The following is a 24,367-nucleotide window of genomic DNA, read 5'->3' as shown; positions in this document are numbered from 1 at the left end:
CCGATCCGGGGGAGCCCATGAACACGGAACGTCTCACCACCAAGAGCCGCGAGGCCATCACCGGTGCCGTCGCGCTGGCGAACCAGCGCGGTCACGCCACCGTGGAGCCCTGGCACCTGCTGCTGTCACTGCTGGACACCGAGGGTTCGACCGCCGCGGGCCTGCTGCGCGCCGTCGGTGCCGACCCCGCCGAGCTGCGCCGCGTCGCGCTGCGTTCGGTGGACGCGCTGCCCGCCGCGCGCGGATCCAGCATCGCCGAGCCGACGCTGGCCCGCGAGTTCGTCAACGCCATCGGCGCCGCCGAGCAGATCGCCCGGCCGCTGGGCGACGAGTACACCTCCACCGAGCACCTCCTGGCCGGGCTGGCCCGGGTCGGCGGCGCGGTCTCGGTCGCGCTGAAGAACTCCGGCGCCACCGAGGAGAACCTGGTCGCCGCGTTCCCGACCGTGCGCGGCGGGGACCGCCGGGTCACCACCGCCGACCCGGAGCAGACCTACCAGGCCCTGGCCAAGTACGGCGTGGACCTCACCGCGAGCGCCCGCGACGGCAAGATCGACCCGGTGATCGGCCGGGACTCGGAGATCCGCCGGGTGATCCAGGTGCTGTCCCGGCGTACCAAGAACAACCCGGTGCTGATCGGCGAGCCGGGCGTCGGCAAGACCGCGATCGTGGAGGGCCTGGCCCAGCGGATCGTGGCCGGCGACGTGCCGGAGTCGCTGCGGGACAAGAAGCTGGTCTCGCTCGACCTCGGCGCGATGGTCGCCGGCGCGTCCTACCGGGGGCAGTTCGAGGAGCGGCTGAAGTCCGTGCTGGAGGAGATCAAGAACTCCGACGGCCAGGTCATCACGTTCCTCGACGAGCTGCACACGGTGGTCGGCGCCGGCAAGGGCGAGGGCTCGATGGACGCCGGCAACATGCTCAAGCCGATGCTGGCGCGCGGCGAGCTGCGGATGGTCGGCGCCACCACGCTCGACGAGTACCGCGAGCACATCGAGAAGGACCCCGCGCTGGAGCGGCGCTTTCAGCCGGTGCTGGTCGGCGAGCCGACCATCGAGGACACCATCGGCATCCTGCGCGGGCTCAAGGAACGCTACGAGGTGCACCACGGCGTACGGATCACCGACGCCGCGCTGGTCGCCGCCGCAGCGCTCTCCGACCGGTACATCACCGACCGGTTCCTGCCGGACAAGGCCATCGACCTGGTGGACGAGTCCGCGTCCCGGCTGCGCATGGAGATCGACTCGCGGCCGGTCGAGGTGGACGAGATCGAGCGGGCGGTACGCCGCCTGGAGATCGAGGAGATGGCGCTGGCGAAGGAGCCGGACGCCGCGTCCGCCGAGCGCCTGGAGCGGCTGCGCAAGGAACTGGCCGACAAGCGCGAGCAGCTCACCGCGCTGTCCGAGCGCTGGCAGACCGAGAAGAGCCACATCACCAAGCTCTCCACCGCCAAGGAGGAACTGGAACGCCTCGGCGGCGAGGCCGAGCGGGCCGAGCGCGACGGCGAACTGGAACGCGCCGCCGAGCTGCGGTACGGCCGGATCCCCGCGCTGCGGACCGAGCTGAAGCAGGCCGAGGAGGAACTGGCCCGGCTCCAGGCCGACGGCGCGATGCTCAAGGAGGAGGTCGGCGCGGACGACATCGCCGCCGTGGTCGCCTCCTGGACCGGCATCCCCGCCGGGCGGCTGCTGGAAGGCGAGACCGCCAAGCTGCTGCGGATGGAGGAGTCGCTGCGCGCCCGCGTGGTCGGCCAGGCCGAGGCGGTCGGCGCGGTCTCCGACGCGGTACGCCGCGCCCGGGCCGGCGTCGCCGACCCGGACCGCCCGACCGGCAGCTTCCTGTTCCTCGGCCCGACCGGCGTCGGCAAGACCGAGCTCGCAAAGGCACTCGCCGAGTTCCTCTTCGACGACGAGCGGGCCATGGTCCGCATCGACATGAGCGAGTACGGCGAGAAGCACTCGGTGGCCCGCCTGGTCGGTGCCCCGCCCGGATACGTCGGCTACGAGGAGGGCGGCCAGCTCACCGAGGCGGTACGCCGCCGCCCGTACTCGGTGATCCTGCTCGACGAGGTGGAGAAGGCGCACCCGGACGTCTTCGACGTGCTGCTCCAGGTGCTCGACGACGGCCGGCTCACCGACGGTCAGGGCCGTACGGTGGACTTCCGCAACGCGATCCTGATCCTCACCTCGAACCTGGGCTCGTCGGTGATCAGCGACCTGACGCTGACCGAGAACGAGCGCCGGGAGGGTGTGCTGGCGGTGGTCCGGTCGCACTTCAAGCCGGAGTTCCTCAACCGGCTCGACGACATCGTGGTGTTCGCCGCGCTCCAGGGCGAGGACCTGCGGTCGATCGTGGACATCCAGCTCGACCGGATGCGAACCCGTCTTGCGGACCGCCGGTTGGCGCTGGACATCAGCGACGCCGCCCGGACGTGGCTGGCCGAGCACGGGTACGACCCGATCTACGGCGCCCGCCCGCTGCGCCGGCTGGTGCAGTCGGCGATCGGCGACCAGCTCGCCAAGGCGCTGCTGGCCGGTGACATCCGCGACGGCGACACGGTCCGCGTCGACCTGTCCGACTCCAAGGAGTCCCTGGCGGTCACCGCCGCCTGACCCGTCCCACCCGCGAAGGCCCGGCCGTCCCTGGCCGGGCCTTCGCCGTCCCCGGCCGCGCCGGCCCGCGTGCCGCCGGCGCTGCATGCCGTGGGTGCTCCGTGCTGCGGGTGTTAACAAGGGGCCCTTCCTCTACCGGAGGCGTTAACAGGGGGCCCTTCCTTGTGGTTGGAGGGGTTGGTGGGGTGGGCACATAGTGGGGTATGAGCGGGACGTGGGAGCGGGAACTGGACGAGGCGGCGCGGGAACTCGACGGCGCGGACACCCTCGCCTTCGGCGGGGTGGGGCTGGCCGGGCAGGTCCTGCCCGCGACCGAGGCGTACCGGCGGCTGGAGCAGGGGCTGCGCGAGCACCCGGAGGCGGCCCGCAAGCGGATCGACAGGTTGCTCCGCAAGGGGTCGCCGGCCGGGCGGGCGTACGCGGCGACGCTGCTGGAGGCGGTCGATCCGGCCGCCGGGCGGGCGGCGTGGACCCGGCTGCGCGACGACGACGGCGAGTTCACCACGTTCTCCGGCTGCCTGATGGGCCGGGCCACGCTGGGCGAGTACGCGGCCGACCGGCTCGCCGGCCACGCGGGTAACTGAGCGACCACTCAGCGTCCGGGACTTCAGCAAGCTTGTGTGCGGTTGTTACCGTTCCCGCCGAGCACGTTGGGGAGGCGGCTGTGAACGGTTCAGTGGCGTGGCTGGTGACGACGCTCGGGTGCCTGGTCGGGGTGGCCGGTGTGGTGATCGCCGTGATCGCGGTGCGGAAGTCCCGGTCCGCGTCCGGCCCGAAGACCAAGGCGGCGCCGGGGGACCCGTTCCGGGACCGGGACGCCGACGCGCTGCGCGGCGACCCGCGCGGGCTCAAGCCCGGCGACATCGTCGAGATCCGCACGGTGCCGTACACCGTGCGCGGCTCGGTGCACCTGGTCGAGGGCGGCTGGAGCTGGGCGGAGCACCTGCTCGACGACGCGGGCGGGGTGAAGCGCTGGCTCTCCGTCGAGTCCGACCCGGACCTGGAGCTGGTGCTCTGGACCAGCGAGCCGGGGGCCACCGTGACGCCGGGCGCCCCGACGCTGGAGATGTCCGGCCGCCGCTACAACTGGGACGAGTCCGGCCAGGCGCGGTACACCGCGACCGAGGGCACCGGCCTCGATCCGCACGGCACCATGCGCTACCACGACTACCAGGCGCCCGGCGGGGCGCGGCTGTCGTTCGAGGCGTACGGGGAGGCCGGCTGGGAGGTCAACCTCGGTGAGGAGCTGCGCCGCGCCGAGGTGATGATCTACCCGCAGGGCGGCCCGGAGACGGTGCGCTGACGTGCTCGTCTGCCTGGACGCGCCCTACGTCGACACCAGCGCCGCCGACCTGAGCCTGGCCCTCGGCGGCCCGGAGCTGCCGGCGCTGGCCGTACGCGACCTCGACCTGCCCGGCCTGCCCCGGCTGCGGCTGCGCCTGCTCGGCGCCTCCCATCAGGTGGTGCTCGGCGGGCTCACCGAGACCGTCGCCTGCCTGCCCGGCCGCCCGCCGCACCTGCCGGACGCGCTGCACGACGAAACGGCCGGCTACCGGTTCATGGCCACCGTGCTCCGGCCCGAAGGCGACGGCCTGCGTAGCCGGGTCGCGGCGCTGCGCGCCGAACTCGCGGGCGACCCCTACGCGCTGATCGGGGTCTTCCCCGGCGACGAGGACGCGGTCACCGCGCTCTCCGTCCGGCCCCGGCCGCCGGACGGCGTGCTCGCCTGGCGCACCTGGCACGTCTATCCCCAGACGAACGAGCTGGTCCTGACCGAGACCGTGGTGGAGGAGCTGTGACGTACCGACGGTGGTTCGTGGTGGGCATGGCGGTCGCCGTCATCGGCGCGCTCGTCGCCGCCTTCACGATCTTCTACGGCAACTTCTCGCCCCGGGGCTACGTGGAGGACAACTTCTCCCGCGCCTCCGGGCGGGACATCGGCTCGAACGCGATCGCGTACACCTCGAACAAGACGCCGAGCCAGGTGTCCAAGCAGATCACCGACAAGTGGAAGCCGGCCGACCAGTATGTCGACGGCAGCGGCGTCTACCTGCGCTACGACGACGACTCGGTGGTGATCCTCCCGCTCGCCGTCGGCTCGGTGATCCTGCTGGAGAAGATGACCACCGCCTACCCCCGCTACCACAACGTCGTCGGCAACAGCTGGGGCTGGGGCCGAGGCAGCACGGTGCGGGGCGGCGGCCCCGGTTCCGGTAAGTAGCCCTCTTCGATTCCCTCACCCCTGGAGTCTTCTGTGGAGAACCTCCTCACCGATCTGCTGGTCACGCTCGCGTACGGCGTGGTCGGCATCGCTCTGATGGCCATCGGTTATGTCCTGGTCGACGTGGCGACGCCGGGCAAGCTTCACGAGTTGATCTGGGTTGAGCGCAATCGCAACGCGGCGGTGTTGCTTTCGTCGAACCTGGTCGGGGTGGGCACGATCGTGGTGGCGGCGATCGTGGCGAGTGCCGATGATTTCCGGCTGGGTCTGATCGGGGCGGGCGCGTACGGCATTCTCGGTCTGGTGATCATGGCGGTGGCGTTCGTGCTGCTGGACGCGGCGACTCCGGGCAAGCTCGGTGAGTTGCTGGTGGATCCGCAGCCGCATCCGGCGGTGTGGGTCTCGGCGACGGTGCACCTCGCCACCGGCACGATCATCGCCGCCGCGATCATCTGATGGACGACTGGAATGCCGCCTCGGGGGAGAAGAAGGAGAAGCGCAACCCGGCGTTGACCTTGGCCGGGGAGATGCTGGACGAATGGTTCGTCTCCGCCTCGTCGGACGAGAAGGAGGCGAAGCGCCGGAGGATGGTGGGCCGGTTCACGGGAGCGGCCGACGGCTGGGCTGCCACACCGGAGGACGTGAAGGAGAAGCGCAAGAAGGCGTTCTTCTGGGTCGTGGTGGTGAGCGTGCTCGCCATCTGCCTCCTCGGCGTCTTCGGCCCCGACTCGGACACCTCAGTCCCCGCCCCGGCGGCCGACGAGCGCTCCGGCACCGTGCCGATCCTCAAGGCGGCCACCGACAGCCAGGGCATCTGCTACGGCTGGAGGCTGTCCGACGGGTGGAACGACGTGAGCGTCGGCTCCAGCCACGGTGACGGCATGCCGGCCCCCGGCGCGCCGGGCTGCACGCGCTGGATCGAGGTGACCGCCGAGGTCAGGTACTCCTCCATGACGGGCGAGAGGGAGGACGACGACGTCCTCATCCGGATCGAGGGTTCGGACGGCATCACGTTCACCGACCTCACCGAGATCCGAACCGGGCTGCGCCGCTTCGGGCTGGACGAGGAGACGTTCCTCGACGAACCGGGCTGGGCCGTCACCCGGGCCGCCACGATCCTGCCGCTGCTCGCCGCCGAGCGCGGGCTGGCCGGACCGGCCGCGGCGCCCACCGCCGCGCCGTCCAGCGCCGCCGCGCCGCTGCCGGACGCCGGCAGCGACTTCTGGCGGGACCGGTGGGGTTACATCCTCACCTCGGCCGGGTTCTTCCTGGTCGCCGCACTGTTCCTCGTCGTGGGCCTGCGGCAGCGCCGCAAGCAGCGGGGCGAGGCGACCGCGCAGCGCGCCCGCGGTTCCGGTAAGTAGCCCTTCGCTCGATCCCCTCACCCTGGAGTCTTCTGTGCAACATCTCGTCACCGATCTGCTGGTCACGCTCGCGTACGGCGTGGTCGGCATCGCTCTGATGGCCATCGGTTATGTCCTGGTCGACGTGGCGACGCCGGGCAAGCTTCACGAGTTGATCTGGGTTGAGCGCAATCGCAACGCGGCGGTGTTGCTTTCGTCGAACCTGGTCGGGGTGGGCACGATCGTGGTGGCGGCGATCGTGGCGAGTGCCGATGATTTCCGGCTGGGTCTGATCGGGGCGGGCGCGTACGGCATTCTCGGTCTGGTGATCATGGCGGTGGCGTTCGTGCTGCTGGACGCGGCGACTCCGGGCAAGCTCGGTGAGTTGCTGGTGGATCCGCAGCCGCATCCGGCGGTGTGGGTCTCGGCGACGGTGCACCTCGCCACCGGCGCGATCATCGCCGCCGCGATCATCTGATGAGCGGCAAGCCCGCCAGGCCCGGGGTGGGGAAGGACAAGCGCACCCAGACGGTGATCTGGTCCGTGGTCGGGGGTTTCGTGGTTTTCGTCTGCGCCATCGGCGTGTTCGGCGGCGACTCGGACACCTCCGTCCCCGCCCCGGCGGCCGACGAACGGTCCGGCACCGTGCCGATCCTCAAGGCGGCCACCGACAGCCAGGGCATCTGCTACGGATGGGAACTGCTCGACGTGTACGACGACGTGAGCGTCGGCTCCAACCTCGGCGACGGCACCACAGTCATCGACGCGCCCGGCTGCGCGCGCTGGATCGCGGTCTCCGCGAACGTCAGGTACACCTCGTCCAGCAGCGAGTCGGAGGATTCCGCCACGATCCAGATCAAGGGCTCGGAGGACATCGAGTACTCCGAGCTCTACGCGATCGAGACGGGGCTCGGCCGCTTCGGGCTGGACGAGGGCGCGTTCCTCGGCGACCCGGGCTGGGCCGTCACCCGGGCCGCCACGATCCTGCCGCTGCTCGCCGCCGAGCGAGGGCTCGCCGGACCGGCCGCGCCGCCTGCCGCCGGCCCGTCCACCCCGTCCGCACCGCTGCCGGACGCCGGCAGCGACTTCTGGCGGGACCGGTGGCTCTACATCCTCAGCTCGGCGGCGTTGTTCCTGCTCGCCGCGCTGTTCATCGCCGTGGGTGTGCGGCAGCGCCGCAGGCACCGGGGCGGGGTGCCCGCGCAGCGCGCCGGGGCGGGAGCCGCCGGACGTACCCGGAGCATCCGGTGACCGCCGACGTGGCCGCACGGCCGCGGTGGCGCCTGGCCCGCGCGGCGGTCCTGCTCGCGGTCTTCGTCTGCGCGGCCTGCGGCCTGGTGTACGAGCTGGCGCTGGTCGCGCTCGGCAGCTACCTGATCGGCGACACGGTCGGCCAGGCGTCGATCGTGCTCGGCGTGATGGTCTGCGCGATGGGCGTCGGCGCGCTGGTGGCGAAGCCGTTGCAGTCCCGGGCGGTGGTCTCGTTCGCGGTGATCGAGCTGACCCTGGCGCTGCTCGGCGGCCTGTCCGTGCTCGGCCTCTACGCCGCGTTCGCCTGGCTCGACCTGTACGGCCCGGCGCTCGTCGGCACCGCGTTCGTGCTCGGCCTGCTGATCGGCGCGGAGATCCCGCTGCTCATGGTGATGCTGCAACGCATCCGGGAACAGTCGGCGGGCAGCGCGGTGGCCGACCTGTTCGCCGCCGACTACGTGGGCGCGCTGCTCGGTGGGCTGGCCTTCCCGTTCCTGCTGATCCCGGTCTTCGGCCAGCTCAAGGGCGCGCTGGTGGTGGGCGCGGTGAACGCGGTCGCCGGTGTGGTGCTCGTCTTCACCGTGTTCCGCGCCGACCTCAGCCGGCGGGCGCGGGCCGCGCTGGGCGCGGCCACCGTCGTGGTCGGCCTGCTTCTCGGGTACGCGTGGGTGACCGCCCACGACTTCGAGGTGACCGCCCGCCAGCAGCTCTACCGGGACCCGGTGGTGCACGCCGAGCGCAGCCGCTACCAGGAGATCGTGCTGACCCGCTCGATGCGCGAGCCCGGCCACTCCGACACCGACCTGCGGCTGTTCCTCAACGGCGACCTCCAGTTCAGCTCGATCGACGAGTACCGCTACCACGAGGCGCTCGTGCACCCGGCGATGCGCGGGTCGCACGGCGACGTGCTGGTGCTCGGCGCGGGCGACGGACTGGCCGCGCGGGAGATCCTCAAGTACCCGGACGTGCGCTCGGTGACGCTCGTCGACCTCGACCCGGCAGTGGTGGAGCTGGCCCGCCGCGAGCCGCAGCTGCGCGAGCTGAACCGCGGCTCGCTCACCGACCCCCGGGTACGGGTGCTCAACCTGGACGCGTTCGCCTGGCTGCGTACCGCCACGGACCGCTTCGACGTGGTGATCGCCGACCTGCCCGACCCGGACGAGACGGCCACCGCGAAGCTCTACACGATCGAGTTCTACACGCTGATCCGGCCGGTGCTGGCCCCCGGCGGGCGGCTCGTGGTGCAGTCCGGGTCGCCGTATTTCGCACCCCGGTCGTACTGGTCGATCGAGCGGTCGGTCCGCGAGGCCGGCTTCGCCACCGTGCCGTACCACGTCGACGTGCCGAGCTTCGGCGACTGGGGATTCGTGCTCGCCTCGCCCGGCGACGCCGCGCCGGAACTGGCGCTGCCGGACGACCCGCCACCGCTGCGGTTCCTGACCCCGGCGGTGCTGGCCGCCGCCGCCACGTTCCCCGCCGACCGGGCCCGGCTGGACGTGCCGGCCTCCACCCTGTTGCGACCGAGGGTGCTGGACTACGCCCGCGAGGAGTGGCGCGGCTACTAGGTTTCGGGATATGCCACCCGAATCGCCGCGCCACCGACCGGGGATCGGCTGGCTGGTCCGCCGGCTGCCGACCCGGGCGATCGAGGCGGCGTCCTACCTCCAGGGGTTCGTGCTCTCCGGCGTGGTCACCGTGCTGGCCGTCCGGGCGTACCTGGAGGCCACCGGCTATCCCCAGCTCGGTGGCGGCGGGCTGCACATCGCGCACGTCCTCTGGGGCGGCCTGCTGCTCGCCGTCGGCCTGGGCATCCCGCTGGTCTTCCTCGGCGACGCGTCGCGCAGCGCCGGGGCGGTGGTCGGCGGCATCGGGTTCGGGCTGTTCATCGACGAGGTGGGCAAGTTCGTCACCACCGGCACCGACTACTTCTACGCCCCGGCCGCCGCCATCATCTACGTCGCGTTCGCGCTGCTGGTCCTGCTCACCCAGGCGGTACGCGGGCGCACCGGACGATCCCGGCTGACTCCGGCCGAGCGCACCGCGAACGCGCTGGACATGGTGCTCAGCGGCCTGCCGGCCGGGCTGACCGATCGCCGCCGGGCCGCCGTGCTGCGGCTCGTGCAGGGCACCGGACCGGCCACCGAGACCGCTGTGGCGCGACTGCTGGACGCGGTGCCGCACCGGGAACCGCCGCCGGTGCGGCTCTGGCAGCGGGCGGCGGACCGGGCCCGGCGTCTCGCCGTCTGGGCGGCCGGGCGCCGCTGGCTCATCTGGCCGGTGGTGGTCTACCTGGTGGTGGAGCCGGTGCTCACCGTGCTGGCGGTGTTCCTCGACGGCGTGACCGGGCACCTGGGCGAGGAGCGGGAGTGGGGCGCGATCCTGGGCGTCAGCGCCAGTGCGCTGATCACCGCCGTGCTCGGCCTGTGGGCCGCCTGGCTGCTGCGCCGCAACCGGACCGAGGCGTTCCGCCTGTTCAAGCTGGCGCTGCTGGTCGACCTGCTGTTCGGGCAGGTCTTCAACTTCACCGTCAACCAGTTCGGCGCGGTCGCCGCTGTCGCGCTCGATCTCGCGCTGCTCGGCGTGGTCACCGCCGAGCACCGCCGGTTGCGCCGCGCCGAGAAGTGAGCCGGTCCAGGGTGCTGAGCTGGTCGGAGATCGCTACGGTGGGCATCTGATCTAGGAAGGGAGAGTCATGGTCGATGCTCCGGGCACCCCGCCCCGCGCGCGTCCCGGTGTGGTGACGCTTTCCAGTTGGCTGCTCATTTTCGTCGCCGCGATCCAGGTGGTGAACCTGATCGTGGCGCTGACCGTCATCGGCAAGATCCGTGACGTGCTCAGCGACGCGTACGCCGGCACGGGCGCCGAGTCGGTCGGCGACATCGCGTACGCGTTCAGTCTCATCTCGGCTGTCGTGTCGCTGCTGATCGCGGCCGGGCTCGTCGTGCTGGCCCTGTTGAACAACCGGGGCAAGAACGGCTCCCGGATCACCACCTGGGTGCTGGGCGGCATCCTGTTCTGCTGCACCGCCGGCGGGCTGGTCAGCGGCATCTCCGGCGGCATGACGGGCGGCACCACCACCGGTGACGCGCCCAGCCCGGAGGAGATCCAGCGCCGGCTGGAGGACGTGCTGCCGTCCTGGTACACGCCCGTCAACCTGCTGCTGGGCCTGGTCGCGCTGCTCGCCCTGCTGGCCGCGCTGATCCTGTTGGCGCTGCCGCAGGCGAACGAGTTCTTCCGCAAGCCCAAGGCCGGCTGGGAGCCGCCGGTGCCGGGTGGCGCCTACCCGGCGTACCCGGGCCAGTCGGGGGAGCCGGCTTACCCGTCGTACCCGCCCCCGCCCGGCACGCCCCCGCCCGGCGGCCAGCCTCCGTTCCCTGGCGGTGGCCAGCCGCCCTTCCCGTCCGGCGGTCAGCCGCCGTCGACGCCTGGTGGTCAGCCGCCGTCCGCACCCGGCGGCCAGCCGGGTGAGCGCCGCGATCCGGAGCCGCCGTCCGGAAGTTGACCTCCGGATTGCGGCGACGCCGACGATCCCTCCGAGTAGGTTGCAAGCCGACGCCTACCGGAGGGATCAGTCGTGTCGTACCCCGATCGGGCCGCACCCCGTCGGCCGGGCACCGTCCTCGCCGCGGCGGCGCTGCTGCTGGCGATGGCGGTCGGCGCCGTGGCGTACGCGGTGCTCAACCTGGCCGTCAGCGGCGGCACGGTGGACCGGTTCCGGGTTGCGGCGGCCCAGCGGACCGGCGCGGGCGGCGGTGACATCGACCAGGTGGCCGGCCTGCTGCGCGGCTCCACAGTGCTGGCCGCCGTGCTCGGCGTGCTCGCCGGGTTGCTGCTCGCCGGGCTTGCCCTGGGCCTGCTCGCGGGCCGTTCCGGCGCCCGGACCGGGACCTGGGTGGTCGCCGGTACGGGACTGCTCTGCGGCTGCTGCGGGCTGGCGGTGCTGGTCGGCCAGCGGGCCGTCCCGCTGCGGCTCGGCGCGGACGACCGGGTCACCGCCGACCTGCTGGAACTCGTCGGTGACGCCTACCCGTCGTGGTGGATCCCGGTGAACGCGACGCTGTCGGTGGCGCAGGTCCTCGGCTACCTGGTGGTGGTCGCGCTGCTCACGCTGCCCTCGGCCGGCGCGTTCCTGCGCCACCGCACCGCACCGCTGCGGCTGTCCGGTTACGGCTCGACCGTGTCCGGCACGCAGGCGCCCGGTCCGACGCCCTGGGGCCCGCCGGCCGGCCTGCACGCGCCCTCCGCGCCGCCCGCCTCCGCGCCGCCCGCCTCCGGGCCTACGCCGCCGCCGGATGGTCCGTCGCCGTACGAACGGCCCGCACCGCCCCCGTCCGGCCCGCCCGCGCCGCCGCCGGATGGGTTCCCGCCACCCACCGAGGACCGCCGATGACAGGTGACACCCCCTCCCGGCGCCGAGCCCTGATCACCGGCGCCAGCCTGGGCATCGGCGAGGCGTTCGCCCGCCGGCTCGCCGCCGACGGCTGGGACCTCGTCCTGGTGGCCCGCGACGGCGCCCGGCTGGACGCGCTGGCGGCCGAGCTGACCGGCCGGCACGGCGGCGACGCGGAGACGATCTCCGCCGATCTGTCCACCGAGGACGGCTGCGCCGCCGTCGAACAACGGCTGGCCGCCGGTACGCCGGTCGAGCTGCTTGTCAACAACGCCGGCATCAGTCTGAACACCTCCTTCGTCCGCTCGTCGGTGGCGGACGAGGCGCGGCTGGTGCGGCTCAACGTGCTCGCGGTGCTGCGTCTGACCCATGCCGCGCTCGGTCCGATGATCGAACGAGGCCAGGGCGCAGTGATAAATGTCTCTTCCGTTGCGGGCTTCGGTGTCCCCATGCCGGGATCCACGTACTCGGCCAGCAAGGCGTGGGTGACGAATTTCAGTGAGTCGATCGGCCAGTCCGTCGCGCCGCTCGGCGTACGCGTGATGGCGCTCTGCCCCGGCTACACACGAACCGGAAATCACGAAAGGGCGGGCATCGACATGTCGCGCCTGCCCGCCTGGGCCTGGCTACGCGCTGACGACGTGGTCGCCGAAGGGCTGCGTGACCTGCGCAAAGGCAAGTCGGTGAGCGTTCCGGACTGGAAGTACAAGGTGGCGGTGGCCGGGCTGCGGCACGCGCCGAAACGCCTGCTGCGCGGCTTCGGGCGGGACACCAGGGGTGCGGTAGGCCGGCAGCGCGGCTGACCGCACCTGCCCGGCTGCGGGCCGCTGTCGCGGTCGACCGGGATGGACGGTCGCACAGCGTAGCCGCTCATCGCCACCGATCGGTCGCCCGCAGGGTTGACCAGGGCGGACCCGAAGGACGGCGCTCAGACTTGCGAAGTACGCTCTATCGCCATGGGCGACCGCGACGACCTGCGCAAATTCATCACTGACCTCGCTGTGGTGCACGGCCGGGTGGTGCTCTCGTCGGGCCGCGAGGCGGACTGGTACGTGGATCTGCGTCGCGTCACGCTCCATCACGAGGCGGCTCCGTTGATCGGCCGGGTCATGCGGGAACTCACCGCCGACTGGTCGTACGACGCGGTCGGCGGGTTGACCCTGGGCGCCGATCCGGTGGCCGCCGCCATGCTGCACGCCTCGGCGGGCACGGGTCGCGCGGTCGACGCCTTCGTTGTCCGCAAGGAGGGCAAGGCTCACGGTCTTCAGCGCCGGATCGAGGGGCCGGACGTCTCCGGGCGACGGGTGCTCGCGGTCGAGGACACCTCCACCACCGGTGGAAGTGTGTTGACGGCGGTCGAGGCATTGCGTGAGGCAGGGGCCGAGGTGGTGGGTGTGGCGGTTATTGTTGATCGAGGTGCCGGCGACACGGTGCGAGCCGCCGGATTGCCCTATCGGGCGGCCTATACGTTGGCTGACCTCGGCCTTGTGGCGTAAAAGTTTGCCGATTCGGATCTGCTGATATGCAGGCGGATCGATGCTGCTGGTGGAAGGATGGAATACGTGGGAACTGCGTTGGCTGAAATGACCATGCCTCAGATCTCGCCGCTTGCCGGCGAGCCGATCGAACGTGCCGACGCCGAGCGGCTCGCGGGGGTCCTCAAGGCCCTCGCGGACCCCGCCCGGCTGCGGCTGCTCAGCCTGATCCAGTCGGCTCCCGAGGGGGAGGCGTGCGTGTGTGACCTCACCGCGCCGCTCGGCCTCTCGCAGCCGACGGTCAGCCACCACCTGCGTATCCTCACCGAGGCCGGCTTGCTGGAGCGGGAGAAGCGCGGGGTCTGGGCGTACTACCGGCTGGTGCCGTCCGCGATCGCCACGATCGCGGATCTGCTCACCCCGCCGCGGAAGCGGGCCACCAAGAAGGCTCGCTGAAACCTTCCGGGCCGGCCCGCGAGGGTCGTCCCGACCGGGTGACCGGTGGCGTGCGAGGGGTGGCGCCATCAGTGCGCGGGTGACGGCTGCCGTCGTCCCGTGTGACCCGGCTGGAGCAGTGATGTCCGAAGGCCGGTCCTCGTCCGAGGGCCGGCCTTCGGTGTCCGTACGTGCTCAGCGGCGGTGCTGACCGCCGTGCCCGTCGCCGTGCCCGGGCCGGTGCTCCTCGATGCCCTCCCGGGCGGCGTCCACAGTGCCGGCCACGGTCGCCGCGGTGATCACCGCGACCGCCTCGCCGCGCTTGCGTGCCCGCCGGTCCCGCAGGAACTCGAAGAAGATCGGCAGTACCGAGATCACGATGATCAGCGCGACCACCGGCAGGATGTACCTGTCGATCTTGTCGCCGATGGCGTCGTAGATCTGCCGGGCCAGCAGGTAGCCGATCAGCAGGATGCCGTCCACCCAGAGGACCGCGCCCACCACGTTCCACACGAAGAACTGGCGGGCCGGCATGCCGAGCACCCCGGCCACCGGGTTGAGGAACGTCCGCACGATCGGGATGAAGCGGGCCAGCACCACTGCCTTCGCCGGGCCGAACTTCTGGAAGTAGTACTCCGCCTTCTCCACGTACTCCCGCTTGAACAGGCGGGAGTTGGGCTTCTCGAACATGCGGCGGCCGTACCGGGCGCCGAGCCAGTGGCCGAGCTGCGCGCCGACGATGGCGCAGAGCGGCCCGCCGATCATCAGCCCGGCCAGGGAGAGGCGGGTGCCGTCGCCGAAGATGGCGTCGGCCACCGGTGAGGCCGCCACCCCGGCCAGGAACAGCAGCGAGTCGCCCGGGAAGAAGAAGCCGACCAGCAGCCCGGTCTCGGCGAAGAGGATCACCCAGACGCCGATCATGCCGAAGGTGTGGATGAGGTCCTTCGGGTCGAGCGGGTTCAGCGCCACGCTCTCGGAGAACATCCGGGTCTTCTCTGCTGTGTCCACGGCCACACAGGGTACCCCGGCCCGGTCCGGCATATCGGCCGGACCGGGCGTCATCGTCAGAGGCGGGGGTCCACCGGCTCGGACTCGCAGGCGAGGATCGCGAACACCAGCTCGTGGCGGCGCCACAGCGGCGCGTCCTCGGCCAGCGCGTCCAGGGCGGCCAGGCCCAGACCGTGCTCGCGCAACGCCATCCCGCGCTTGCGGCCCAGCGAACGGCTGCGCAACGCGGCGAGCTGAGCCGGGTCGGTGTACCCGGGACCGTAGATGATCCGCAGGTACTCCCGCCCACGGCACTTGATGCCCGGCTGGAGCAGCGAGCCCCTCGGTGACCGGGCGGCCAGGCCCGCGTACGGCTTGACCACCATGCCCTCGCCGCCGGCCGCGGTGAGCGCCAGCCACCACTCGGTGGCGTCGGCCACGGCCGACTCGTCGGCCAGGTCCACCACCCGCCGCCGGGTCGGGGTGAAGAACCCCGGGTCGGCGGCGCAGAGCCGGTCGGCCAGGGCCAGGTGCCAGCCGTGGTCGCGGTCGGCGTAGCTCACCCCGGCCCCGGCCAGCACCGCGAACGGCGCGAGCGTCACCCCGCGCAGGCCGTCGGTCGGGCGGACGTACGCCCGGTAGGCCGCCGAGTAGGCGGTGACCTCGGCGGCCCGCCCGGCCATCCGGTCGCGCAGCCCGGCCACCGGCAGCCCGCGCCCGGCGGCCGTGTCCAGCGCGGCGAGCACCGCCGGCAGGGCGGCCCGCCCGGCCGCGCCGACCCCGGCGTACTGCTCGCGGATCAGCCCGCCCGCCTTCGCCGACCAGGGCAGCAGCTCGGTGTCGAGCAGCAGCCAGTCGGTGTCCAGCTCGGCCCAGAGACCGGCGGTGGTGACCGCGGCGCGCACCCGCGCCAGCAGCTCGCCGTCGAGCGGCGGGCCGAAGAACGGCCGGCCGGTACGGGTGTGCACCACCCCGCCGCCGAAGCGGCCCGGCTCCCGCTCCACGAGCACCACCGCCCGCGAACCCATGTGCTTCTCCTCGCAGACCACCCGGTCCACGCCCGCGCCGCGATAGTCGGCGAACGCCTCGGCCGGGTGCTCCAGGAAACCGTCCACGCTCGACGTGGAGCAGGGCGCCATGGTCGGCGGCAGCCACACCAGCCGGCCCGGGTCGACCGCGAACCGGCTCATCACCTCCAGCGCGGCGGCGGCGTTCTCGGCCGGCACGGTCAGCGACCCGTACGCGTGGGTGAGGTGCCGCCGCCCGGTCACGTCGGCCAGGTCCAGCACGGTGTCCGGACGCGCGGGCGCGACCGGGACCAGCGGACGGGCCGGGGCGTACCACTCCTTGACCGCCGGGACGGCGACCAGCTCCTTCTCCGGGTAGCGCAGCGCGGTCAGCTGCCCGCCGAACACGCAACCGGTGTCCAGGCAGATGGTGTTGTTCACCCACTCCGGCACGGGCGTCGGCGTGTGCCCGTACACGACCATCGCCGAGCCCCGGTAGTCCCGCGCCCACGGGTAGCGCACCGGCAGGCCGTACTCGTCGGTCTCGCCGGTGGTCTCGCCGTAGAGCGCGAACGACCGCACCCGGCCCGACGCCCGCCCGTGGTACGCCTCCTTCAGCCCGGCGTGCGCCACCACGAGCCGGCCGCCGTCGAGCACGTAGTGGCTGACCAGGCCGTCGATGAACGTCTCCACCCCGGCGACGAACTCCGGCGGCTCGGCGGCCAGCTGCTCCATCGTCTCGGCCAGGCCGTGGGTCAGCCGGACGTCCCGCCCGCGCAGCTTGCGCAGCAGCTTCTGCTCGTGGTTGCCCGGCACGCAGATCGCGTTGCCGGCCGCCACCATGCCCATCACCAGGCGGAGCACGCCGGGGGAGTCCGGGCCGCGGTCCACCAGGTCACCGACGAACACCGCGGTACGCCCCGACGGATGCGCCGCGTCCACCGGGCGGCCCGCGTCGTCGCGGCTCAGCACGTAGCCGAGCCGGGACAGCAGCGCCTCCAGCTCGGTACGGCAGCCGTGCACGTCCCCGATCACGTCGAACGGCCCGGTCAGCTCCCGCCGGTCGTTGAACAGCTTCTCGTAGCGGACCTCCGCGGCGTCGATCTCCTCCACCCCGCGCAGGACGTGCACCTTGCGGAAGCCCTCGCGGGCCAGCCGCCCGTACGACTGCCGCAGGTCGCGGCGCATCCGGTTGAGCACCTGCCGGCCGTGCGTGCGGTCGGCGCGCGCCTCGGTACGCTCCCAGGCCACCGCCTCCGGCACGTCCAGCACGATCGCCACCGGCAGCACGTCGTGCTCCCGGGCCACCCGGATCAGCCCGGCGCGGGCGTGCGGCTGGAGATTCGTCGCGTCGACCACAGTGAGCAGCCCTCGGCGGAGCCGGATGGCGGCGACGTGGTGCAGCGCGTCGAACGCGTCGGCGGACGCGGACTGGTCGTTCTCGTCGTCGGCCACCAGACCGCGAAACGTGTCCGAGGAGAGCACCTGGCTGGGCGCGAAGTGCCGCCGGGCGAACGTGGACTTGCCGGAGCCGGAGACGCCGACGAGCGCCACCAGTGCCAGCTCGGGGATGTCCAGGACGGTCATCGGTTCGTCGCCTCCTTCCGGTCGTTGCTGTTGTTCCGCTCTTGCCGGGTGAACACCGCGATCTGGGTCGGCGTGCCCACCTCCGGGTCGTCGTCGCCCACACCGCCGAGGACAGCCGTGTAGCCGTGCGCCGCCGCCACCCGCTCCACCCAGGCGGCGAACTCGGCCCGGGTCCACTCGAACCGGTGGTCCGCGTGCCGGAACCGGTCCGGCCCGAGCCCCTCGTAGCGCACGTTGTACTCGACGTTCGGCGTCGTCACCACCACCGTGCCGGGCCGGGCGTGGCCGAACACCGCGTCCTCCAGCGCGGGGAGGCGCGGCGGATCGAGGTGCTCGATCACCTCCATCAGCACCGCCGCGTCGTACCCCCGGAGCCTGTCGTCCCGGTAGGTCAGCGCGGACTGCCACAGCCGGATCCGGTCCCGCTGCCGCTCCGGCAGCCGTTCCAGGCGCAGCCGCCGGGCCGCCATGCCGAGCGACCGGTCGGACACGTCGACGCCCACCACCTCGGTGAACCGCCGGTCGGCGACGAGCGCGGTGAGCAGCGCGCCGCCACCGCAGCCGAGGTCCAGCACCCGGCTCGCGCCGCTGTCCCGCAGCGCGGCGAGCACCGCCTCCCGCCGCCGTACCGCGAGGGAGGCCCGGCGGGCGTCCTCCGACGGCGCGACGCCGGACGGCTCGATGCTGTCGTCGGCGGGCGGCTCGTCGGCCAGGCGCAGCTCGGTCAGCCGGGCCATCGCCTCGCCCGCGAGCGCCCGGCGGTGTGCCAGGTAGCGCCGCGTGATCAGGCCCCGCTCGGGGTGCCCGGCCAGCCAGCCGGCGCCCGCGCGCAGCAGCTTGTCCACCTCGTCCGGCGCCACCCAGTAGTGCTTGGCGTCGTCCAGCACCGGCAGCAGCACGTACAGGTGGTTGAGCGCGTCGGCGAGCCGCAGCGTGCCGGTCAGCGTCAGGTCGACGTAACGGCTGTCACCCCACTCCGGGTACGTCTCGTCCAGCGGGATCGGGGTGGCCGTCACGGTCCAGCCCAGCGGCGCGAAGATGCGTACTGCCAGCTCGGCGCCGCCCCGGCAACGCAGCACCGGCACCCGTACGGCCAGCGGGATCGCGCTCGCGGCCAGCTCGGGACGATCGCGCGACTCGCCCCGCAGGGCGGAGCGGAACACCTTCGACAGCGCCGACGAGAGCAGGCTCGACGCCGCGTACGGGCGGTCGTTCACGTACTGCCCGAGCGCGAAGCCCTCCGGCGCGCGGTTCCGGCGGCCGCCGCCCAGCTTCAGCGCATCGACCTCGACCAGCAGCGCCGCCGTGCAGCGCGCCTCGTCCGCCTCCGGGTAGAACACATGCGCGGCACCGGCGGGCAGGTCGAAGCTCTGCACCCGGTCCGGATGCTTCACCAGGAGGTGGCCGAGGTCGGTCGCGGGGCGGTGAGTCGTGGTCAGGGTCAGCAGCACCCGTCGATGATCTCGTGAGTCTCCGGCTCCTGTCGTGGGGGTTTCCGGGCATCCGGCACGCCACCGCAATGTTCCGGCCGCCCGGGACCGTCCATCTATGCGGGACACCCGGGAGGTGCAGTGACGTACGAGGAGTTCGCCGACGCGCGGTTGGGCGCCCTGCTGCGGTACGCGGTCATGCTGACCGGAGATCCGCACCAGGCCCAGGACCTGGTGCAGGAGACCATGGTCCGGGTCCAGCTCAACTGGCGGCGGGTGGCCCGCACCGACGCTCCGGAGCGGTACGTGCGCCGGATGCTCACCAACCAGTTCGTCGACTGGCGGCGCGGATCGTGGGCGCGGCGGGTGCTGCTGCGCGGCGAGGCGGACGAATCCGTGCCCGCGCCGGCCGACCACGCCCAGTCCGCCGTGGACCGGGACCAGATCCGGTCCCTGCTGTCCCGGCTGCCCCGGCGGCAGCGCGCCGCGCTGGTGCTGCGCTACTACGAGGACCTGCCGGACGGGGAGATCGCCGAGGTGCTCGGCTGCGCCGTGGGCACGGTCCGGTCCAGCATCTCGCGGGCGCTGGCCACCCTCCGAGCCGAACACGTGGAGGTCTGCTGATGATCGAGGACGAGCTGCGGGCCGCGTTCGCCCGCCTCGAGGAGTCGACCCCGCCCGTGGGCCCGGTCCGGGCCGCCGTCGACCGGATGGTGATCAGCCGCCGCCGGCGCCGTCGGCGCGTACGCCTGGCCAGCACGGCGCTCGTGGTCGTGGCCGTCGCGCTCGTCGGATTCACGGTGATGGCGCCCCGGCCGCCGGCGCCGGCGCTCACCAAGCCGGTGCCGGAGCCCGGCGGCGCGCTGAACCTGCTGCTGCTCGGCGTCGACGAGCCGGTCGGCAGCAGGCGTGCCGACTCGGTGCTGCTGGTGCACGTGCCGGCCGACCGGAGCCGGCTCTACCTGGTGTCGCTCCCGCGCGACCTGCTGGTGCCGGTGCCGCCGCAGGGCGGGACGGAGAAGCTCAACGCGACGTTCTCCCGCGCCGCCGGGTCGGGCACCGACCTGGCCGCCGGATACCGGGCGACCCGCCAGGCGGTCGCCCGGCTGACCGGGGTACGCGTCGACGCCGGCGCGGTGCTCACGTACCCGGGAGCGCGGGAGCTGACCGACGCGGTCGGCGGCGTACCGGTCTGCCTGCCGGAGCCGGTGCGCTCGGTGCACACCGAGCGGCGTTTCCCGGCCGGATGCCAGCGGCTCGACGGCGCGGCGGCGGTGGACCTGCTGCGGCAGCGGTACGACCTGCGCGACGGCGGACTGGACCGCGACCGCAACGCGGCGCGCTACGCCGCCGGCCTGCTCCGCCAGATGCGCGAGCGGGGAACGATGACCGATCCGGCGCAGCTCAGCCGGCTGCTCGTCCGGATCAGCACGGCCGGCACGATCGACGCCGGTGACCTGTCGTTGCCGGCGCTGGTGGGCGCGACCGGCCGGGCCGGCGCCGCCGAACCGGTCGCGCTCGCTCTCCCGGTGCGCGACGAGTGGACCGGCCGCGGGTTCGAGCCGGACCCGGCGCTCGCGCCGGGATTCCTGGACGCGTTGCGCGCGGATCGGCTGGCGCAGTGGGCCGCCACCCACCCGGCCCGGGTCACCGCCCTGCGGTGACCCGGCACCGGATCAGCGGTACTCGTCCTCGTCGGCGGTGACGACGCGGGCCTGCTCCATGGCGTCCCAGTCGTCGACCTCCATGCCGCGGTGCGGCTCGCCGTCGGTGTCGTCGGTCACCGTGGTGGCCTGCTCGACCGCGTCGGCCGGCTCGGCCTCCAGATCCCGCTCCTCCGGGGCGAGGTGGTCACCGGGCGCGAAGTCCTCGTCGGGCTGACCCATCGTCCCTCCCTGATCTCCGTGCGGGCATCGTCCCCACCACCGTACGGGCTGGTCCGGGCCGCCGCTGGGTGGCGGGCGGAACGCGGAGTCGGCGATTGTCCCGCTCCCGGCGCGCGGCCGGTGCCAGGATGTTTGGCATGGGCTTTCTGATCCGACTGGCGATCACCGCGGTCGCGTTGTGGATCGCGACGCTGATCGTGCCCGGGGTGGACGTGAGCGGCCGTAACACCGGCAACAACGTGCTCACCCTGATCGTGGTGGCGCTCGTCTTCGGTGTGGTCAACGCGGTGCTCAAGCCGCTCATCAAGGTGTTCGGCTGCGTGTTCTACCTGCTCACGCTCGGCCTGTTCGCGCTCGTGGTGAACGCGCTGCTGTTCCTGCTGACCGACTGGATCGCCGGGGTGCTGAAGCTCCCGTTTCACGTCGACGGTTTCTGGGCCGCGTTCTGGGGCGCCATCGTGGTCGCGGTGGTGAGCTGGCTGATCAGCGTCGTCGTACCGGACCGGCTGGAGAACAGGTGAGCGGCGTCCGGGCCGGTTGCGCCCCGCTCACGCTCCTGCGGGATACTGCCCGCGGTGGACAGCGCGGTCCGGCGCACCGTGGACGTCAGCGACCGGAACGGTCGGCTCCGGGGAAGATCCGGGGCCGGAACGGCCGCCCTCCATGGAAGACAGCGGCCTGCACGGCCGAGAGCGGTAAGTAAGGAGCGTTCGACATGCCCATCGCTTCCCCCGAGGCTTACGCGGAGATGCTGGACCGGGCCAAGGCCGGCCGGTACGCGTACCCCGCGATCAACGTGACCTCCTCGCAGACGCTGAACGCGGCGCTCAAGGGCTTCGCCGACGCGGAGAGCGACGGCATCATCCAGGTCTCCACCGGCGGCGCGGAGTACCTGTCCGGCCCGTCCGTGAAGGACATGGTGACCGGTGCCGTGGCGTTCGCCGCGTACGCGCACGAGGTCGCCAAGAAGTACCCGGTCAACATCGCGCTGCACACCGACCACTGCCCGAAGGACAAGCTGGACAAGTTCGTCCGGCCGCTGATGGCCATCTCGCAGGAGCGCGTCAAGGGCGGCCAGGAGCCGCTGTTCCAGTCGCACATGTGGGACGGCTCGGCCGTGCCGGTGGCGGAGAACCTGGAGATCGCCGAGCAGCTCCTCGCCGAGGCCGCCAAGGGCAAGATCGTCCTCGAGATCGAGGTCGGCGTCGTCGGCGGCGAGGAGGACGGCGTCGAGAACGCCATCAACGACAAGCTCTACACCACCGTCGACGACGGCCTGGCCATGGTCGACGCGCTCGGCCTGGGCGAGAAGGGCCGCTACATGGCGGCGCTGACCTTCGGCAACGTGCACGGCGTCTACAAGCCGGGCAACGTCAAGCTGCGCCCCGAGGTGCTCAAGCAGATCCAGGACGCGGTCGGCGCCAAGTACGGCAAGGACAAGCCCCTCAGCCTGGTCTTCCACGGCGGCTCCGGCTCGCTGCTGTCGGAGATCCGGGAGGCGCTGGACTACGGCGTGGTGAAGATGAACATCGACACCGACACCCAGTACACCTTCACCCGCCCGGTCGCGGACCACATGTTCCGCAACTACGACGGCGTGCTGAAGGTCGACGGCGAGGTCGGCAACAAGAAGATGTACGACCCGCGCGTCTGGGGCAAGGCCGCCGAGGCCGGCATGGCCGCCCGTGTGGTCGAGGCCTGCGAGCACCTGCGCTCCACCGGCACCACCATGAAGTGACACCCCGCGTGTAAGGAAGGGCCCCTTGTTAACGCGTCGGCGTTAACAAGGGGCCCTTCCCCTACCGGAAGCGTTAAGAGGGGGCCCTTCCTTTCACCGCACCAGCACCCGGACGGCGTCGCGGACGTCGTCGGTCAGGTGGACGGTGTGCGACAGGTCGCCGAACGGGGACGCGGCGAACAGCGGCCGCAGCAGCGACTCCACCGGCAGCTCGGTCGTCCAGTACGTGCGGTCCAGGAACACGTACGCCCCGCTCGCCCCGTCGGTGCCGTAGAACGTCTTGGTGGCCGCCTGGAACACCTCCTGCACGGTCCCGGCCTTGCCGGGCGCGAACACGATCCCGCCCCGGGCCAGCCGCAGGATCGTGTCCTCCCGGATGGCGTTGGAGAAGTACTTCGCGATCCGGCCCGCGAACAGGTTCGCCGGCTCGTGGCCGTACAGCCAGGTGGGGATGGCCAGCCCGCCGGAACGGGCCCACTCGGTGCCGGGTGCCGACGGGCGCGGCGAGGGCAGCGACGGGCCGCCCGAGTACCGCTCGCGCACCGCCAGCGCCGCCGCCGTGTACCGGTCGTGGTCGGTGAAGTCCGGCGCGACGGCGAGCACGTCGATCGCGGCGGTCAGCTCCTCGGCCGGCCAGGCCGCGAGGAACGCGCCGAGGTTCGCCGCCTCCATCACGCCCGGACCGCCGCCGGTGACCACCAGGCGGTCGGCCCGCGCCAGCTCCCAGCCCAGCACCGCGGCCATCCGGTACGCGACGCTGCCGCGCGGCACCGCGTGCCCGCCCATCACCCCCACCACCGACTGCGGCCCGTGCGCGGCCAGCCACGACCGGGTGGCGTCGGCCAGCGCGTTGTCCACGCCGTGGTCGTGCAGTCGCTGCCCGAGCGCCTCGCGTACGTCCGGCAGCGCGCCGCCGTGCGCCCGGAAGTGCGCGTACACCCGGGTGTCGTACATCCCGGCGAAGCCGCCCTCGGCGAACCCGGCAGCCAGCTCGTCGGCGGTGTATAGGTGCGACGGCTGCGTCGGGTAGGGCAGCCCGGAGAACGGCGGGACCACGTTGGCGCCCCGGCGGACCAGGTCCGCGCCCACCTCGCGGCCGGCGAAGCGGCAGCCCACGAAGAGGGTGCCGGTGACGTCGACGTCGCGCAGGTCGGGTACCGGGTCGAGGTCGAGACGCAGGCCCTGCACTGTCAGCCCGGCCAGGGTCCCCCCGGCCAGCCGCTGCTCGAACGCGGTGCGGGTCTCGATCTCGTTGACGTGGGGCGCGTGCGGCTCGATGACGTCCGCGGGTGGTGGGGTCGGCACCAGGCCATCCTGCCCCCGCACGGCAAGTGCCGAAACCGGGGGCGAAGACGACAGAAGCCCGGCGGGCACGCCGCCGGGCTCCTGCGTAACCGGGTCCTGGGGAGGCTCCGGATCTGTATTTGTAGTGCAAGAACCACTGCGGCGGCATGGGCCGCGGGTACGTGTGCTCCCGCCGCAGGCGTGACGAAACCCTCAGCCGTTCAGCCAACCGTACGGGCGGGCCCTCTCGCGTACCCGAGGGCGAAGCGGGTTGAATGGGGCGATGCATAACCTGTTGCCTGAGCCACCGGCCACCCTGCTCCCGGCCCACGAGGAGGCCGACGCCGCGCTCGCGGTGGCGGCCGAGCAGGGCACCGACGAGGCGTACGCCGAGGTCGCGGCCCGCTTCCCGACCTACAGCGCGGCCTGGGCCGCGCTGGCCGGCCGCGCGTTCGCCGCGGATCAGGTCGTCACCGCCTACGCGTACGCCCGCACCGGCTACCACCGGGGCCTGGACCAGTTGCGCCGCAACGGCTGGAAGGGCCACGGCCCGGTGCCCTGGTCGCACGAGCCCAACCAGGGCTTCCTCCGCTGCCTCTACGTGCTGTCCCGTGCCGCGGGGGAGATCGGCGAGGCGGACGAGGCGGCCCGCTGCGCCCAGTTCCTCCGGGACTGCGACCCGGTCGCCGGGGACGCGCTGTCCGGCGAGTGACCACCGCCGCGA

At 72.6% G+C, this 24,367-nt stretch carries 26 protein-coding genes; 21 read left to right on the top strand and 5 right to left on the bottom strand.

Translation table 11 applies throughout. The annotated features are described in order from the left end of the window. Positions 1 to 17 precede the first annotated feature (17 nt). The 16 genes from clpB (at position 18) to ACGFIA_RS24495 (ending at position 13,745) form a co-directional block, all read left to right on the top strand. Positions 18 to 2,609, top strand: coding sequence for an ATP-dependent chaperone ClpB (gene clpB / locus ACGFIA_RS24570; protein ID WP_357385206.1), 2,592 nt, complete (start codon positions 18 to 20; stop codon positions 2,607 to 2,609). A gap of 203 nt (positions 2,610 to 2,812) precedes the next feature. Then, complete coding sequence (locus ACGFIA_RS24565) at positions 2,813 to 3,193, top strand: hypothetical protein (RefSeq protein ID WP_393262306.1); 381 nt, start codon at positions 2,813 to 2,815, stop codon at positions 3,191 to 3,193. 80 nt (positions 3,194 to 3,273) lie between these two features. Next, positions 3,274 to 3,912 carry a DUF4178 domain-containing protein gene (locus tag ACGFIA_RS24560; RefSeq protein ID WP_357468473.1) on the top strand — a complete coding sequence of 213 codons (639 nt, stop codon included), beginning with the start codon at positions 3,274 to 3,276 and terminating at the stop codon, positions 3,910 to 3,912. Between the two features lies 1 nt (position 3,913). Beyond that, positions 3,914 to 4,408 carry a DUF2617 family protein gene (locus tag ACGFIA_RS24555; RefSeq protein WP_357385200.1) on the top strand — a complete coding sequence of 165 codons (495 nt, stop codon included), beginning with the start codon at positions 3,914 to 3,916 and terminating at the stop codon, positions 4,406 to 4,408. Then, positions 4,405 to 4,830, top strand: coding sequence for a DUF4247 domain-containing protein (locus tag ACGFIA_RS24550; protein ID WP_357468470.1), 426 nt, complete (start codon positions 4,405 to 4,407; stop codon positions 4,828 to 4,830). The genes ACGFIA_RS24555 and ACGFIA_RS24550 overlap by 4 nt, the downstream gene beginning before the upstream one ends. A gap of 33 nt (positions 4,831 to 4,863) precedes the next feature. Next, complete coding sequence (locus tag ACGFIA_RS24545; protein ID WP_357468466.1) at positions 4,864 to 5,286, top strand: DUF350 domain-containing protein; 423 nt, start codon at positions 4,864 to 4,866, stop codon at positions 5,284 to 5,286. Then, complete coding sequence (locus ACGFIA_RS24540) at positions 5,286 to 6,194, top strand: hypothetical protein (RefSeq protein WP_357385196.1); 909 nt, start codon at positions 5,286 to 5,288, stop codon at positions 6,192 to 6,194. Before ACGFIA_RS24545 ends, ACGFIA_RS24540 begins: the two co-directional genes overlap by 1 nt. Positions 6,195 to 6,228: 34 nt before the next feature. Continuing rightward, complete coding sequence (locus tag ACGFIA_RS24535; protein WP_357385194.1) at positions 6,229 to 6,651, top strand: DUF350 domain-containing protein; 423 nt, start codon at positions 6,229 to 6,231, stop codon at positions 6,649 to 6,651. Then, complete coding sequence (locus tag ACGFIA_RS24530) at positions 6,651 to 7,424, top strand: hypothetical protein (RefSeq protein WP_357468463.1); 774 nt, start codon at positions 6,651 to 6,653, stop codon at positions 7,422 to 7,424. Before ACGFIA_RS24535 ends, ACGFIA_RS24530 begins: the two co-directional genes overlap by 1 nt. After that, positions 7,421 to 8,989 carry a polyamine aminopropyltransferase gene (locus tag ACGFIA_RS24525; RefSeq protein ID WP_393262301.1) on the top strand — a complete coding sequence of 523 codons (1,569 nt, stop codon included), beginning with the start codon at positions 7,421 to 7,423 and terminating at the stop codon, positions 8,987 to 8,989. Before ACGFIA_RS24530 ends, ACGFIA_RS24525 begins: the two co-directional genes overlap by 4 nt. A gap of 64 nt (positions 8,990 to 9,053) precedes the next feature. Next, positions 9,054 to 10,049, top strand: a complete 996-nt coding sequence (locus ACGFIA_RS24520; protein ID WP_357385328.1) for a hypothetical protein — start codon at positions 9,054 to 9,056, stop codon at positions 10,047 to 10,049. A 67-nt stretch (positions 10,050 to 10,116) separates the two neighbouring features. Then, a complete protein-coding gene (locus ACGFIA_RS24515) occupies positions 10,117 to 10,926 on the top strand; it encodes a hypothetical protein (RefSeq protein WP_357385188.1) in 810 nt (269 codons plus the stop codon). A gap of 72 nt (positions 10,927 to 10,998) precedes the next feature. Then, entirely contained in the window at positions 10,999 to 11,814 is an 816-nt protein-coding gene (locus ACGFIA_RS24510; RefSeq protein WP_357468457.1) for a hypothetical protein, read from the top strand. After that, positions 11,811 to 12,617 carry an SDR family NAD(P)-dependent oxidoreductase gene (locus ACGFIA_RS24505; RefSeq protein WP_393262297.1) on the top strand — a complete coding sequence of 269 codons (807 nt, stop codon included), beginning with the start codon at positions 11,811 to 11,813 and terminating at the stop codon, positions 12,615 to 12,617. The genes ACGFIA_RS24510 and ACGFIA_RS24505 overlap by 4 nt, the downstream gene beginning before the upstream one ends. A 153-nt stretch (positions 12,618 to 12,770) precedes the next feature. Further along, on the top strand, positions 12,771 to 13,310 hold the full coding sequence (gene pyrE / locus ACGFIA_RS24500) for an orotate phosphoribosyltransferase (protein ID WP_357385182.1): 540 nt from the start codon (positions 12,771 to 12,773) through the stop codon (positions 13,308 to 13,310). A gap of 57 nt (positions 13,311 to 13,367) precedes the next feature. Further along, positions 13,368 to 13,745 (top strand): helix-turn-helix transcriptional regulator, encoded by a 378-nt coding sequence (locus ACGFIA_RS24495; protein WP_007454255.1) that lies wholly within the window; start codon positions 13,368 to 13,370, stop codon positions 13,743 to 13,745. Between the two features lie 174 nt (positions 13,746 to 13,919). Here the strand turns inward: ACGFIA_RS24495 and ACGFIA_RS24490 are convergent, their stop codons facing one another. The 3 genes from ACGFIA_RS24490 to ACGFIA_RS24480 are packed head-to-tail and all read right to left on the bottom strand — an operon-like array spanning position 13,920 to position 18,756. Beyond that, the gene (locus ACGFIA_RS24490; protein WP_357385326.1) at positions 13,920 to 14,765 is read right to left on the bottom strand and encodes a DedA family protein; all 846 of its coding nucleotides are present in this window, start codon (positions 14,763 to 14,765) and stop codon (positions 13,920 to 13,922) included. Positions 14,766 to 14,788: 23 nt separating this feature from the next. Then, positions 14,789 to 17,305, bottom strand: coding sequence for a polynucleotide kinase-phosphatase (locus ACGFIA_RS24485; RefSeq protein ID WP_357385180.1), 2,517 nt, complete (start codon positions 17,303 to 17,305; stop codon positions 14,789 to 14,791). Beyond that, positions 17,302 to 18,756 (bottom strand): 3' terminal RNA ribose 2'-O-methyltransferase Hen1, encoded by a 1,455-nt coding sequence (locus ACGFIA_RS24480; RefSeq protein WP_393262294.1) that lies wholly within the window; start codon positions 18,754 to 18,756, stop codon positions 17,302 to 17,304. The genes ACGFIA_RS24485 and ACGFIA_RS24480 overlap by 4 nt, the downstream gene beginning before the upstream one ends. A gap of 120 nt (positions 18,757 to 18,876) precedes the next feature. On the opposite strand from ACGFIA_RS24480, the gene ACGFIA_RS24475 reads away from it, so the two are divergent. Together ACGFIA_RS24475 and ACGFIA_RS24470 are read left to right on the top strand one after the other, a co-directional pair. After that, the gene (locus ACGFIA_RS24475) at positions 18,877 to 19,359 is read left to right on the top strand and encodes a SigE family RNA polymerase sigma factor (protein WP_357468441.1); all 483 of its coding nucleotides are present in this window, start codon (positions 18,877 to 18,879) and stop codon (positions 19,357 to 19,359) included. Beyond that, the gene (locus tag ACGFIA_RS24470; RefSeq protein WP_357385174.1) at positions 19,359 to 20,399 is read left to right on the top strand and encodes an LCP family protein; all 1,041 of its coding nucleotides are present in this window, start codon (positions 19,359 to 19,361) and stop codon (positions 20,397 to 20,399) included. Before ACGFIA_RS24475 ends, ACGFIA_RS24470 begins: the two co-directional genes overlap by 1 nt. A gap of 12 nt (positions 20,400 to 20,411) precedes the next feature. Here the strand turns inward: ACGFIA_RS24470 and ACGFIA_RS24465 are convergent, their stop codons facing one another. Further along, positions 20,412 to 20,621 carry a hypothetical protein gene (locus ACGFIA_RS24465; protein WP_357385172.1) on the bottom strand — a complete coding sequence of 70 codons (210 nt, stop codon included), beginning with the start codon at positions 20,619 to 20,621 and terminating at the stop codon, positions 20,412 to 20,414. A 137-nt stretch (positions 20,622 to 20,758) separates the two neighbouring features. On the opposite strand from ACGFIA_RS24465, the gene ACGFIA_RS24460 reads away from it, so the two are divergent. After that, a complete protein-coding gene (locus tag ACGFIA_RS24460) occupies positions 20,759 to 21,142 on the top strand; it encodes a phage holin family protein (protein WP_184680857.1) in 384 nt (127 codons plus the stop codon). A 194-nt stretch (positions 21,143 to 21,336) separates the two neighbouring features. After that, positions 21,337 to 22,359, top strand: a complete 1,023-nt coding sequence (gene fbaA, locus ACGFIA_RS24455) for a class II fructose-bisphosphate aldolase (RefSeq protein ID WP_013283394.1) — start codon at positions 21,337 to 21,339, stop codon at positions 22,357 to 22,359. 93 nt (positions 22,360 to 22,452) lie between these two features. Here fbaA and ACGFIA_RS24450 read toward each other — a convergent pair whose 3' ends face one another. Beyond that, complete coding sequence (locus ACGFIA_RS24450) at positions 22,453 to 23,664, bottom strand: hypothetical protein (protein ID WP_357385169.1); 1,212 nt, start codon at positions 23,662 to 23,664, stop codon at positions 22,453 to 22,455. 262 nt (positions 23,665 to 23,926) lie between these two features. On the opposite strand from ACGFIA_RS24450, the gene ACGFIA_RS24445 reads away from it, so the two are divergent. Beyond that, the gene (locus ACGFIA_RS24445) at positions 23,927 to 24,355 is read left to right on the top strand and encodes a DUF3151 domain-containing protein (RefSeq protein ID WP_357385167.1); all 429 of its coding nucleotides are present in this window, start codon (positions 23,927 to 23,929) and stop codon (positions 24,353 to 24,355) included. The last annotated feature ends 12 nt before the right edge of the window (positions 24,356 to 24,367 follow it).

The organism is Micromonospora sp. NPDC049203 (assembly GCF_043197215.1).
Taxonomy (GTDB): Bacteria; Actinomycetota; Actinomycetes; order Mycobacteriales; family Micromonosporaceae; genus Micromonospora.
Note: the sequence above shows the minus strand (reverse complement) of the source record. Positions and strands in the feature narration are given on the sequence as shown.